This is a genomic window from Salinivibrio proteolyticus (genome assembly GCF_027286365.1).
GTDB classification, from domain to species: Bacteria; Pseudomonadota; Gammaproteobacteria; order Enterobacterales; family Vibrionaceae; genus Salinivibrio; species Salinivibrio proteolyticus.
This window is the reverse complement of record NZ_CP114584.1, coordinates 1,210,334-1,224,392: the sequence shown is the minus strand read 5'-3', so window position 1 is coordinate 1,224,392 and position 14,059 is coordinate 1,210,334. Positions and strand designations below refer to the sequence as shown.

The window sequence follows — 14,059 nt, the reverse complement described above, 5'->3', positions numbered from 1 at the left end:
ATGTAACCACTGATAAGAATATAAATAACTGATTTATAGAATAAAAAATAAATTTACGGCCAGCATGACATAGGATTCACGCTCCTGAGAGCTTGTCATCACAACCTCAGGCTTTTAATGCATAGGCTTCAACGCCTCACCGCTTAACTGACAAAAAACCCAGTAAAAACTGACGTAAAACCTCACAACTTGTTTAACGTTACAAATAAATGGCTTATTAAAACGCTCTAAAACTCTGTTAATTTACAACATAAATTATTTAATGACGCTTTTTAGCCGTGATCACCCGCACTAATTGATGAAACATGAAATTTTAAAACGAAAAATAAGTACAACTAATCAAAACCGTCCAACCATGTGCAACAGATGATAATAAGGATCGTCCGCTTAATTGAGACGTATCGCTAAACATGGCGATGGGCATGAACACATTACGGATGACAGGCAAAACGAATTAAACCATAAAAAACAAGACCATCATCAAAGGTTCATGGCGAACGTAGTCCGTCAAGCGGTGTTGCGTGATAAGTTGGTAAATACTTAACAGAGAAATCAGACACGTCGCATGTAACGTCAACCAGCTAAAAAGGGATCCACTGTAAATGAAAGGACTTCGTTGGGTTGCGCCACCACTTATTCTTGCCCTTGGCTACCTCGCCTATACGGCAATCGCTGCGACTGAACCTCAAACTGAGGCAGACGTTGTTTCACAAGCCGCGCCAGTGGTAGAAACTCAAGTCATTTCTCCGATGCAACACCAAGTTGTCCTCCGAGCACACGGTGAAGTAATGCCGGTTGAGACCACTCAAGTCGCGGCTCAGGTCTCAGGTGAAGTGGTCAGTTGGCATCCAAGCTTTGTCGCTGGCGGTATTGTGAAACGTGGAGAAATCCTTTTTGCCATCGAACCGGATAATTATGAGGCTGCTGTGCTAAGCGCTGAAGCGGATCTCGCCAGCGCCAAAGCCGCGCTGATTGAAGAACAAGCGCAAGCCGCTGTCGCTCAGCGACAAGCGAAGACACTCCCCGCCTCACAAGTGACAGATTTGTACTTGAGAAAGCCTCAAGTTCTCAGTGCACAGGCGCGCGTCAAATCCGCACAGGCTGCGCTCAAACGCGCAAAGCGCGATCTTGCTAACTGCAAGGTGACAGCACCTTATGATGCCTTAGTAGTGTCTCGCGAAATCGGGGTTGGCCAATACATCAACATCGGCACGCCTGTCGCGACACTCAACAATATTGAATCAGCGGAGATTCATCTCCCCATTCCCGGCTTTGATAGTGCTTTTCTGCCGACGCAGTTGGCTGGTATCGGGGCCACTATTACACGTAACAGTGCGCAACCCGTTTCTCGGCAAGGAAAGGTCGTTAGAGATTTAGGGGTGGTTGAAAAACGCACCCGAATGATGCAAGTGGTCGTAAGGCTTGATGACCCTTATGGGATCAATAGCGACGCAATGCCTCTTCCGTTCGGTAGCTATGTCGAAGTCACGTTTACGGGCACCACACTGAGTAACGTTTTTAAATTGCCTCAGGAGTTAATTCAGAATCGACAAGTTTGGGTGGTAAACGATAACAATGAACTGATGCCACGGACGATACGAGTCGTCCGCACGGAAGGCGAATTTATGTTTGCCGACCAAGGTCTAGAACCAAACGACAGGTTGGTCGTCACCCTACCGGAGTTTCCAGAAAAGGGAATGACGGTGCGCCTCGCCTCTCAGGTAGCGGAGGCCAATGATGAGTGATTCGACACAATCACGTGGCCTGATCGCCTACTTTGCCCATAACCCGGTCGCCGCTAACCTGATCATGATTTTTATTATTGTGATGGGGGTCGCTAGCTACTTTTTTATCCAGCGTCAGATGTTCCCCAACATTGAAATCAATTATATCCATATCACCGCCGACTACCCTGGCGCCTCACCACAAGAAGTCGAAGAGAGTATCTTGGTCAAAGTGGAGGAAGCCATCAAAGATGTCAGCGGCATTGAGTCGGTGGTTTCTACGGCAAGGCGAGGCTATGGCCGCGTGGCGATTGAAGTCGATGTCGGCGAAGATCTCAACCTTGTCCTTGATAGAGTCAAACAAAAAGTCGATGCCCTATCTAACTTACCCGGCAATATGGAACCACTGACTGTCGCGCAAGTTGAGTTTCGACAAACCGTGATAAGCATGGCGGTGGTAGGCGATAAACCTCTCACCGAGCTTAAGCCTGTGGCGCAGAAAATTGAAGATGAATTGCTCCAACTTGAAGACGTAACACTGGTTGAACTCAGCGCTCCTACCTATGAAATTGCGATTGAAGTCCCTCCACAGGTACTGCAGAAATACAATCTGACCTTGAATCAGGTCAGTGATGCTATCGCCCGTTATTCTGCGAACTTCTCTGCGGGTGAAGTGCGCACCAACAATGGCATGATCTCCATTCGGGTTGAGAACCAACGTTATCGTGGCGACGAATTCCGCTCGATTCCGATCAAAATTGGCCCCAATGGCAGCCGTTTGCTGCTTCAAGATATTGCCACTATCAAAGACGGCTTCACCGAAGGCGAGCTGTATTTTAAATACTCAGGGCAAAATGCCATTTTCTTAAATGTACAAGCGACAGCGTCCGAAAATATGGTGACGGTCGCCGACGCGGTGAACCAGTACATTGACGCCAAAAACCAGACCTTACCGCCAGGGTTAAAGCTAAAGTCGGTCGTTGATATGACCTACTACCTAAACGCTCGCCTCGATATGATGCTTAAAAACCTGCTCCAAGGGGCGGTGTTAGTTGCGCTGTTGCTTACCGTTTTCTTACGTTTCAAGCTCGCGATGTGGGTAATGATTGGCCTACCAGTGTGCTTTTTAGGTGCCGTGATGTTAATGCCATTGATTGGCGTGAGCATCAATATTGTCTCGCTTTTCGCATTTATTATGGTGTTGGGGATTGTTGTCGACGATGCCATCGTGATCGGTGAAAGTGTCTACACCCAAGTTGAAAAAGTCGGCGGTGGTGTGGATAACGTGGTTAAAGGGGCACAACGCGTCGCGACACCCGCCACATTCGGCGTACTCACCACCATTGCGGTGTTCGCTCCCTTTATCATGTCCAGCGGCCCAGAGCGCGCCTTCTTCTTCGGTATCGCATCGATCGTTATGTTGTGTCTGGTGTTTAGCTTAATTGAATCTAAGCTGATTTTACCGGCTCACCTTGCACACACCCATTTTACGCCCCCAAAGCACCACAGTATAAGGGAGCGATTCAATCAACAGTTCCAACGTTTTATCCGTGGTCCATACCAACGAGCAGTCACATTCTGCGTGCATTGGCGCTGGTCGGTGCTTGCCTCCTTTATCACCCTGCTTGCGATTGCGATTGGTCTGGTTACTGCGAACCATGTGCGTATGGTGCCAACACCCAAAGTCCCGCATGACTTTCCCAGCATCAATCTGACCATGAATAACAATGCGTCCAGTGAACAAACCATTGACGCCCTCAAGGCTATCGAGAGCATGGTATATCGCGTTGATGACCAAATCGCGTTAGAAACTGGGCAACACATCATTAAAGACACCCTCGTATTTAACGATGGACGCACATCTGGTGAATTGGTGATCCCCTTAGTCGATGACGACGTTCGTCCTTTCACCACCTTTGAGCTGTCTCGTCGTTGGCGCGAAGCAATGCCAGATATTCCCGGCGTGAAAACACTCACGATTCAGGATGATGTTAATGGCGGTGAAGACGGCGACGAGTTTGGCTACCTCTTGTTCGGACCCGATATCACTACCTTGAATCAAGCGGGGCGTGCACTGATGTCTCGACTTAATCAGCAGCCGGACCTTTACGATATCTCCTCGTCAATTGACTCAGGGAGTCAAGAGGTGCTCATCTCACTTACACCCGTCGCTTATGATCTCGGGCTCGATCTGACCACCATTGCCACGCAGGTGGGAGGAAGCTTCTATGGCGGCGAAGCGCAACGGATGATCCGCGACGGCGAAGAGGTGAAAGTGATGGTACGTTACCCCAAACTCACCCGTGAAGCCTTCTCATCACTGCGTTATGCCATCATCACTACACCATCAGGTCAACAAGTGATGTTGGGGGATGTGGTGGAGCTAAAACAACAGCCGGGCGTGAACAGTTTACGACGAGAGGCAGGATTCCGTACCGTGTATGTGTATGGCGCGATCGACGAAGAGCAAGTGGAGCCTGGCGCGATTATCGACACCATCGATCAGGACATTATTCCCGATATTCTGGCGCGTTATCCCGATGTCACCACCGAGCTAAGCGGCTCAATAGAAGAGCAGCAAGCACAGCAAAACGAGCAAATCTTGTTCTTTATTGCGGGGATGATAGTGGTGTATGCCCTGCTCGCGGTGCCGCTAAAAAGCTACACGCAGCCGTTGATCATTATGTCCGTGATCCCCTTTAGTTTAACCGGCGCCATATGGGGGCACTATTGGTTTGATATCGATCTGAGCTTGATGTCGACATTTGGTCTGATCGCAGCTGCAGGTGTGGTGGTGAATGACTCCTTAGTGATGACGGATTACATCAATCGTGCTCGAGAAGCGGGAGTTGCGATAAAACAAGCGGTAATAGAAGCCGGTTGTGCGCGTTTTCGTGCCATTACGCTTACCTCTATCACCACCTTTGCAGGGGTACTCCCCATCATGTTTGAAACCAGCCTGCAGGCACGGTTCGTGATCCCCATGGCGGTCGCGCTCGGTTTTGCAGTGATGTTTGCGACCCTACTGACGCTATTCTTGGTCCCATGCTTGTATCTTATTTTACAAGACATTGGCCACCTTTTTCGCCGTCTTGCGGCGCGTTTGCTCCCCAAGCGTCATCACGCTAGCGAGGCATAAATGGCCGGCCGAGTGCTGCGCCTTGCGCCCCTGAGCTGTCCAGCTGGTTCGCGATTGCCGTCATCGCGAGCCAGCGGTTCTCGCACCATAAAGGGGCCAGCAATGTGGGTGGACGGGCACTGGCAGACACACGATGATATACCACCTCTGGCGGAGTTCGCTGGATCATCATGGTCGCGCTGCGTACATAGTCGTCTAAAGACATCGCAAACTGACGCCCTGCTCGCCACGCCTTCGCCATGGTACTGCCTTCAACAATATGCAATGGGTGGAGCTTAACCCCATCCGTCCCAACACCCACGACCCGATCAATGGTTTGCTGGTGTGCCGCCAAGTCTTCGCCTGGCAAACCCACGATCAAATGGGTACAGACTTTTATCCCCAACGCGCGCGCCTGCTGGGTAACAGCTTCATAGACGGCAACATCATGGCCGCGATTAATGCGCTTTAGGGTTTTATCGTGAGCGGTTTGTAAGCCAAGCTCTAACCAGACCTCAAACCCTTGTTGGTGATAATCTGCCAACAACGCCAATACGGCCTGTGGCACACAATCAGGGCGTGTACCGACACAAAGCCCCACCATGTTTTCCCGCGCGAGTGCTTGCTCGTACAAGGCTTTTAAGCGTGTGACTTCGTCGTAAGTACTGGTATAGGCCTGAAAATAGGCAAGGTAGCGTCGAGCACGATCAACTTCTTTAGCCCGTTGCTGCAATTGCTGGCTTACCGAGCCATGCTGAGCCTGCTCATCGGCAAACGAAGCCACATTGCAAAATGTGCACCCGCCTCGCCCAAGTGTGCCATCACGATTGGGACAGCTAAAACCGCCATGCAATGTGAGCTTATGAACACGTTCGCCATAACGATATTTTAAGTCTTGACCCAGTGTATTGACTAATTGATGAAGCTCCATATGGCCTCAGAGAAGAAATGAAAGGCGGCATTTTAGCAAGTGGTATCGACAAGATATTGGGACGGATCAAGCAAAGGTTCACTCATGCCTACAACGAAAAAACCCGCCGTACTGGCGGGTTTGAATCACAAGCGCTGTGGCTTAGTCAGCCTTGGTTTTTTTCTTACGTTTGTCGGTGACTTCCCACTGACCATCAACAAAGAACGCTGACCAACCTGTCGGTTTTCCGTCTTCTTCACTGCGCACATAGTTTTCTTTTGTTTTGCGCGCAAAGCGAACCACTGTCGGACGTCCGTCCGGATCTTCCTGCGGCGCATCTGCTAAGTATTTGAACTTATCAGAAATACGGTCTTTAAAGCGGTGAAGCTCTTCAACCAAAGGTGCGCGCGTTTCACGAGATTTCGGAAAATTACTCGCGGCCATAAATAGGCCCGATGCACCATCACGCAATACGAAATACGCATCCGAGTTTTCACACGGCAACTCGGGGAAATGCACGGGATCTTCTTTCGGTGGAGCAATCTCACCATTTTTGAGGATCTTACGCGTGTTCTTACATTCCTCGTTAGTACAACCCATGTATTTACCGAAACGGCCATTTTTCAGCACCATATCGCTACCACACTTGTCGCACTCAACGACCGGGCCATCGTAGCCTTTTGGCTTGAATTCACCTTTTTCGACCACATAACCTTCACAGCTTGGGTTATTACCACAAACGTGCAGTTTTCGGTGCTGGTCGATTAGGTAAGAATCCATGGCGGTTTCGCAAATCGGACAACGCTTCATTGCTCGAAGATCGGCCGTTTCAACGTCTTCCTCAAGCACGTTGACAATACCATCTTCATCCATCAGGTTGATGGTGGTTTTACAACGCTCTTTCGGTGGTAACGCGTAGCCTGAACAACCAAGGAATACCCCTGTCGACGCGGTACGAATACCCATTTTACGGCCACAGGTTGGACAGTCGATATCTGTCATCACCATGTAGTTGGGCTTCATCCCACCGTCGTCTTCGTCTTGCTCTGCGGTTTCCAGCTCCGACGTAAAGTCGGCAAAGAAGTTATCGAGCACTGCCTTCCAATCGATATCACCGACGGCAATTTTGTCTAACGACGCTTCCATCCGCGCGGTAAAATCATAATCCATCAGATCAGCGAAGCTATGGTTGAGTCGATCGGTCACAATTTCGCCCATCTTCTCAGCGTAAAAGCGACGGTTTTCAACCCGCACATACCCGCGGTCTTGAATGGTGGAAATGATAGACGCATAGGTCGATGGTCGACCGATCCCTCTCTTTTCAAGCTCTTTTACCAGGGCGGCCTCAGTAAAGCGTGCCGGTGGCTTGGTAAAGTGCTGCTTAGGATCAAGCTGCTCTAACTTGAGGGTTTCACCCACATCGACAGCCGGTAAGGTTTGATCCTCGTTCTTACCCGATGGGCGTTGAACGCGTGTCCAGCCATCAAAGCGCAGCGTGCGTCCCTTCGCTTTCAGCGAGAAATCACCGGCTGCGACGGTCAGTGTGGTTGAATCATACTTCGCCGGCATCATTTGACAGGCAACAAACTGGCGCCAAATCAAGTCATACAGACGATGGGCGTCTGGGTCCATGCCTTGCAGATCACTCGCACTCACACCCACGTCAGAGGGACGAATCGCTTCGTGCGCTTCCTGTGCATTCGCCTTCGCACCATACACATTCGCAGACTCTGGCAAATATTGCTCGCCATATTCACTCGCAATATGGCCACGGGCCGCTTCGACCGCTTCTTTGCTGAGGTTGGTCGAGTCGGTACGCATATAGGTGATGTAACCGGCTTCGTACAAACGCTGAGCCAGCATCATGGTCTTTTTCACCCCAAAGCCCAAGCGGGTACTGGCCGCCTGCTGCAATGTCGAGGTGATATAAGGCGCAGACGGCTTGCTGGTTGACGGACGATCTTCGCGATCGCGTACCACAAAGCTTGCATGCTCAAGCGCCGACACCGCCGCCATGGCCTGATCTTTGTTCTTCGGCTTGAACGCCTTGCCGTTTTGTTGTACCACCAGCAAGCGAAGTGCCTGTGCGTTCGGCGTTAGGGTATCCGCATGCACATCCCAGAATTCCTCTGGAATAAAGGCTTTAATCTCATGCTCGCGTTCAACCAGCAGTTTTACCGCCACCGACTGAACACGACCGGCCGATAGGCCACGCGCAACTTTTTTCCAAAGCAACGGCGAGACCATAAACCCGACGACACGGTCGAGGAAACGGCGGGCTTGCTGCGCATTGACGCCATCAATATTGATATCGCCCGGTGTTTCAAAGGCTTGTGTAATCGCATTTTTGGTGATTTCGTTAAACACCACGCGTTTGAAGCGATCATGGTCGCCACCGATCAGTTCCCGCAGGTGCCAAGCAATGGCTTCCCCTTCGCGGTCCAAATCCGTTGCGAGATAAACGTGATCCGCTTTTTCCGCTAGCTGCTTGAGTTCGGCAACCACTTTCTCCTTACCCGGCAGGACTTGGTATTTCGCTTGCCAACCATTGTAAGGATCGACGCCCATCTTGTTGATGAGCGCCTTCTTTTCTTTTTCTTTCTTGATTCGCGCTTTTTCTTCGGCGCTGAGCCCTTTCGTTGACACTGGAGCGGCTTTTTTGCCGCCCTGCGTCGAACCAGTTGGCAGGTCACGAACATGCCCGACACTCGACTTCACGATGAAGTCTTTGCCGAGGTATTTGTTGATCGTTTTCGCCTTTGCTGGGGACTCCACGATGACGAGAGATTTGCCCATAATGACCTAATGTACGCCCTTTGCGCTAAAAACTGTCGATAATTCGTTGCGTTGCAAACTCATGATAGTGAGTAAGACGCTTTCTGTTTTACAATATTGAGCGAGTCTGACCGAATATCAACTAAATTCGCAGTAAAACACGCTGATTGCTTGTCCCTTCCACAATTGTTAGTTAATTGTGATCATTTATTGTGGTCCATCTTTTAAAGACAGATTCGGGAAAAAACGCGCTAATCATTACCATTGCGACCCGATAAATAGCCAAACAGAAACGATAATTTTTGGCTTGGCTCACAATATTTGTGTGTTTTGACTCCAATCATAGCCAATATTTTGCTCACTCCACGGTTGAAACCACACCATCACGGTGAAACGTGATGATGTGATGCCAAACAAGCGTTAAATCAAGGGACGCTGGCCGCGGCTGATCCATTTAAGTAACACGCGATCAGCAACCTCTGCTGAGGCGCCTGCAAGCTTTTCTGCGATGTTTTTACGCTGATGATAGCTCACCGCAAGAATATGACGCTCGCTGTTTGCCGCCTCAAATAAGTATTCATCGCTGGTACTCACCGCATCGATAAGACCCAAGTCAATGGCTTGATTACCGAACCAATGCTCACCCGTTGCCACGGTATCCACATTTAATGTCGGACGATGCTCAGTGATAAACCCTTTGAACAGGTCGTGGGTTTCTTCTAACTCGGTTTGGAATTTTTCACGTGCTTTATCCGTATTTTCACCAAACATCGTCAGGGTGCGCTTAAATTCACCGGCGGTCAGTTGCTCAAACTCGATATCGTTCTTCTTCAGTAACTTATTAAAGTTTGGTAATTGCGCAATCACACCAATTGACCCGATGATGGCAAACGGTGCTGCAATGATTTTATCCGCCACACACGCCATCATATAGCCACCGCTGGCGGCGACTTTATCGACCGAAATGGTCAAACGCACGCCCGCTTTCCGAATTCTTGCTAACTGCGAAGCGGCAAGACCATAGCCATGCACCATGCCCCCGCCACTTTCTAGACGCACTAACACTTCATCGTCAGATGTCGCCACCGCGAGAATGGCAGAAATTTCTTCGCGTAACCCCTCCACTTCTCGGGCATCGATACTGCCCTTAAAGGTCAGTACAAACAATCGCGGCTCTCGTGACGAGTTGTGCTCGCTGTCTTTCTTCGCCGCGGCTTTTTGGGCTTTCTTTTCCGCCTTCTTGGCTTTTTTCTCTGCCTTATCGCGCGCCTTTAGCTCAGCCTCATTGTAAAGGTGGTGTTCCAGTGCTTCACGATGATGCTTAAAGCTCTCAGTCAGATCGGTGATCTTCAGGCTCCCCTTTTGTCCGCCCTTGTCGTTCGCGGCACGAACCAGGGCAACCAGTACCACTGCAGCCACTAAAAAGGTGATGACTTTGGCCAAAAACAGCCCATAATCCGCAATAAATTCCAATGTTGTATCCTCTTTGTCTCGCTTTGGTGGCAATGCCTTAATACAGCGCATCACGCGCTTGGTTGTCACACATCACCCGCAACCTTACAATAATCTACGTTTAACAATAAATAAGGATTTGTATCGTGGAATATCAAGTTACCTCAAATGCCCTAGCAGGTCGCGTCATTTTAGTGACCGGTGCAGGCGCAGGTATTGGCCGTCAAGCCGCATTAAGTTACGCCGAAAAAGGCGCAACGGTTATTTTGCTGGGCCGTACTGTGAAAAAGCTTGAAGCCGTATACGACGAGATTGATGCGATGGGCGCGCCACAGCCAGCCATTATCCCATTGGATATGCTCGGCGCCACACGTCAGCATTACATGGATATGGCCGATACCATCGAGCAACAGTTTGGCCGCTTAGATGGCGTATTGCATAACGCGGGGCTACTTGGCGTACTCAGCCCTTTCGACCAAATTGATGAGAAGTCGCACGATGATGTCATGCAGGTGAACGTCAAAGCGACCATGCTAATGACACAAGCCCTACTCCCGTTGCTGAAAAAGTCGGATGACGCGCGCATTGTATTTACCACATCAACGGTAGGCCACCAAGGTCGTGCTTATTGGGGCAGTTATGCGATATCTAAGTTTGCGACCGAAGGTATGATGCAAGTACTGGCGGATGAAATGTCTGACACCAAGGTCCGTGTTAATGCTATCAACCCGGGTGGCACCCGCACCAGCATGCGAGCCAGCGCGTTCCCCGGCGAGGATCCACAAACACTGAAAACCCCACTCGATATTATGCCGCTGTATATTTACCTGATGGCGCCAGAAGGTATTAACGAGCACGGTCAGTGTATTGATGCGCAACCGAAACGCTAATCGATAACGCCCCAAGACTGGGGCGCTTTTCGTGCTTCACTGGTTAAAAATCGACGCTGAGCTTGGCCTTGATATTTCGCTCGTCTCCATACCAACAGTTCAACTCATCAAAACAGCTATATGTGGTCTTATCGAACAAATTCGTTGCAGATAGCGACACATTTGCCCCCGAAAGCGACGAGGAAAGCTGCGATAAGTCATAGCGAATCGCGGTGTCAAACACGGTATAGTCGGGCACTGTAAAGGTATTGGTTGCGTTACCCTGTGACTCTCCCACATAACGCACACCAACACTAATTCGTGTCCCCGCACTGACTTGATGATTCAACCAGGCACTGGCAGTTTGCTCTGGCACCCAAACAGGCGTTTTTCCCTCAAGATTAGGGTCGTCCGTAATTTCCATATCCATGTAGCCGTAAGTCAGTGACACGTCTGTGTCCACACTCAGCGCGTGATCGAGAGAGACTTCTATCCCACGAGATCGAATTTCACCGGTTTGAATTTTCGCATAGGAGTCGTTGGGATCATTGACCAAGGCATCCTGTTTTTTGAGCTCAAACAGCGCCAAATTGAATCCCGTCGTGCCATCTAGTGAAAGATATTTAAGCCCCGCTTCCCATTGTTTTCCCGTGGATGGGTCAAATACGTTACCGCGATTATCCATATCCGTGGGTTCAAAACTTTCTGAGTAGCTGAGATAAGGCGATATACCGTTGTTGAATTGATACATTGCCCCAGCACGCAATGCTAAATTGTAGTGGCGAATCGTTTTATCTGAACCACTGGGTGTCCCCGCATACAGGGTACGTTGATCGTCTTTTAACTCATATTCATCGTACCGCGCACCGGCAAGTAAAACCCATTGTTTCCAAAGGATTTGATCCTGAGCATAGATGCCTGTCTGCGCCACCTCGATATCGTGCTGATCTTGATAAACAAAGGTCAGGGTGCTTGGGTCAACTTGATGGTTATTGGGGTGAAAAATATCAATATCCGGCACGACACCCGCTAACGTGTCGTCATAGCTAACATCAGAAGACATATTCTGATAGTCGAGCCCAAATAAGGTGTAATGTTGCGCTTTCCCCCAACGCAAATCTCCTGATAGCTGGGTGTCGACAACCCAAGACGTCATAGATTCGTCGGTAAGATAGGCATTGCGCGGGTAGTGCTGACCATCGCTGCTCTTCTGGTGATACATGTTTTTTTGCAGTAAATCTGCATCCGTGTAGCGTGCTGTGTGAAGCACTGACCAATCGGCAGAAAGCTGATGCTGCACCTTGTACCCGAGCATCAAGAATTCTCGGTCGTAGGTGTTCCAATGATTATCACCGGAGAAACTATCGCTCGATAAACGGCCTTTGTCACTGTGCAATACCGAGCCTTTAGCGGGTAATGAAGTATAAATCCCCGCCGCCGGATCCGCTTGGTAATAAAGGTTAACGTTCACCAAGGTATCTGGCGACACCCGCCAATCTAACGATGGGGCAACCACATACCGCTCTTCTTCCGAGTCACCCGCCTGACCGTCTTTTTGCCGAGCCAGGGCCACCATTCGATAAGCCAGTGAGGTATCTGATATTGCCCCCGTACTGTCGACCGACACTTCACGCAACGCGTCCGAATCGGTACTCACCGCCACGCGATGTGCAGCTTGCTGTTGCGGCGTTTTGGCGATCATATTCACCATGCCACCCGGTGGAATATTCCCGTATAACACCGACGTCGGCCCTTTAAAAACTTCGACTTGTTCGATGGCAATCGGATCGATTTGCGGCTGCAAATTCCACGTGTTGTAAGGCACTGCGAGACCATCAAAGAAGTTTTGATAGTTAATAAAGCCCCGAATATTAAACAAATCGAGGCGCGTCACTGCCCCACCTCGCAACTCCGTATTAACGCCGGGGGTGTAGCGCACTACTTCACTTAATGAGCTGGCTTGGCGCTGCTCGATAGTGTCTCGGTCGATGACGGTAACCGCTTGAGGCGTCTCTTCTGGTGCCAGTACTGTTTTAGTGGCAGTATTTCGGTAGGTATCGCCCAGCACTTGAATGGTTTCAATATCACTCTGTTCATTCTCAGCATGGGCCAACGCACTGGTAAGTGTCCCCATGATAACAAGTGCTAACGGCGAGCGTCGCCAACCATTGGCGAATGCGCGAGATGTTGGTGCCTGCATTAAAACGTCCTTCTTACAACTCAAACAACTTAAATGAAAAACAAAATCATTCGCATTGTAAGGACAGGACTGATAAAAACTGTTCAATTTGGTGCAAAGTGTGTGGTGTCGAGCGGCACCCAATAGTGCATCACAGCGTGCTTATCGGCAGGCTGATAGTGTGGAGGATAAACCTCTAACTCAACCCCGTCGGTACATGTGTAGCCAGATTGAGGCAGCCAGTGGTAGATAAAAGCCTTAAGCGTTTCCGGCAATGCACTCACCGGGCCAGTATGTGTGATCACCGCATAGGTTGTGGCAGGGATTATCCAGTGAGTAATCGCATTGTCTTCAGGCGGATGCATTGTGATTTGACCGGCTAAATAGGGTAAAGGCTCACCCAGTGTCTCCGCTTGGGTAACGTTAATCGCGCCAATACTCTCACGCTCACCGGCGTACCATAATGACTGATGGACGTGTTGCCAAAGCTCAGGCACGATATGGCTAAAGTCGGGCTGTGATGAAAATAATCCTCGAATATAGCCAAGCTGGCCTACCAGGTGCATTGGCTCTCGCGTTTTAATATGCACAGACAGCCAAGATGGTTGAGAGGTTGTCAGACTAGCAATATGCATCGGTGTGCGAATACCATCCATCACGCCGCGCTGCCGATAGTGACGCGGGGTAATACCAAAATGTTGCCGAAATGCACGCGAGAAGCTCGCCTCGGAGCCAAAGCCATACATCAACGCAATATCAATGACACGGCTTTGACCCATGACAAGCTGTTGCGCCGCTTGCCCGAGTTTTAGCTCTCGTACGTAGTGCGCAACATTGACCCCAGTTTGTTCCGAAAAAACTCGCTGCAACTGCCAACGTGACCAGCAACTTAACGCGGCTAGGTCTGCCACATTTAAGGGTTGATCAAGGTTGGCATGAATATACGCCAACACACGTTCGATTCGGTTAAAACGTGTGGCGATATGCTGCTCGGCCGCTTTCATCACATCCATTTACTAATAAAACGATAAG

Annotated in this window: 8 protein-coding genes; 3 read left to right on the top strand and 5 right to left on the bottom strand. The window is 49.8% G+C overall.

Annotation, left to right across the window (positions count from 1 at the left end; genetic code table 11):
- Nucleotides 1-602: 602 nt before the first annotated feature.
- Nucleotides 603-1,745: an efflux RND transporter periplasmic adaptor subunit gene (locus N7E60_RS05890; protein ID WP_269598365.1), complete on the top strand. Its 1,143-nt coding sequence runs from the start codon at nt 603-605 to the stop codon at nt 1,743-1,745.
- Nucleotides 1,735-4,863 (top strand): efflux RND transporter permease subunit, encoded by a 3,129-nt coding sequence (locus N7E60_RS05885; protein ID WP_408642336.1) that lies wholly within the window; start codon nt 1,735-1,737, stop codon nt 4,861-4,863. Before N7E60_RS05890 ends, N7E60_RS05885 begins: the two co-directional genes overlap by 11 nt.
- Here the strand turns inward: N7E60_RS05885 and N7E60_RS05880 are convergent.
- From N7E60_RS05880 to sohB, 3 genes are all read right to left on the bottom strand, one after another.
- Nucleotides 4,850-5,773, bottom strand: coding sequence for a TIGR01212 family radical SAM protein (locus tag N7E60_RS05880; RefSeq protein WP_077456762.1), 924 nt, complete (start codon nt 5,771-5,773; stop codon nt 4,850-4,852). The genes N7E60_RS05885 and N7E60_RS05880 overlap by 14 nt on opposite strands.
- Before the next feature lie 141 nt (nt 5,774-5,914).
- The gene (gene topA / locus N7E60_RS05875; RefSeq protein ID WP_269598364.1) at nt 5,915-8,548 is read right to left on the bottom strand and encodes a type I DNA topoisomerase; all 2,634 of its coding nucleotides are present in this window, start codon (nt 8,546-8,548) and stop codon (nt 5,915-5,917) included.
- A 399-nt stretch (nt 8,549-8,947) separates the two neighbouring features.
- Nucleotides 8,948-10,000 (bottom strand): protease SohB, encoded by a 1,053-nt coding sequence (sohB, locus tag N7E60_RS05870; RefSeq protein ID WP_269598549.1) that lies wholly within the window; start codon nt 9,998-10,000, stop codon nt 8,948-8,950.
- Nucleotides 10,001-10,125: 125 nt separating this feature from the next.
- Here sohB and N7E60_RS05865 point away from each other — a divergent pair, with 125 nt between their 5' ends.
- On the top strand, nt 10,126-10,869 hold the full coding sequence (locus tag N7E60_RS05865; RefSeq protein WP_069590141.1) for a YciK family oxidoreductase: 744 nt from the start codon (nt 10,126-10,128) through the stop codon (nt 10,867-10,869).
- A gap of 43 nt (nt 10,870-10,912) precedes the next feature.
- On the opposite strand, the gene N7E60_RS05860 is transcribed toward N7E60_RS05865, so the two are convergent.
- Entirely contained in the window at nt 10,913-13,048 is a 2,136-nt protein-coding gene (locus N7E60_RS05860) for a TonB-dependent siderophore receptor (protein WP_269598363.1), read from the bottom strand.
- An 83-nt stretch (nt 13,049-13,131) separates the two neighbouring features.
- Complete coding sequence (locus N7E60_RS05855) at nt 13,132-14,031, bottom strand: AraC family transcriptional regulator (protein ID WP_269598362.1); 900 nt, start codon at nt 14,029-14,031, stop codon at nt 13,132-13,134.
- Nucleotides 14,032-14,059: the final 28 nt, after the last annotated feature.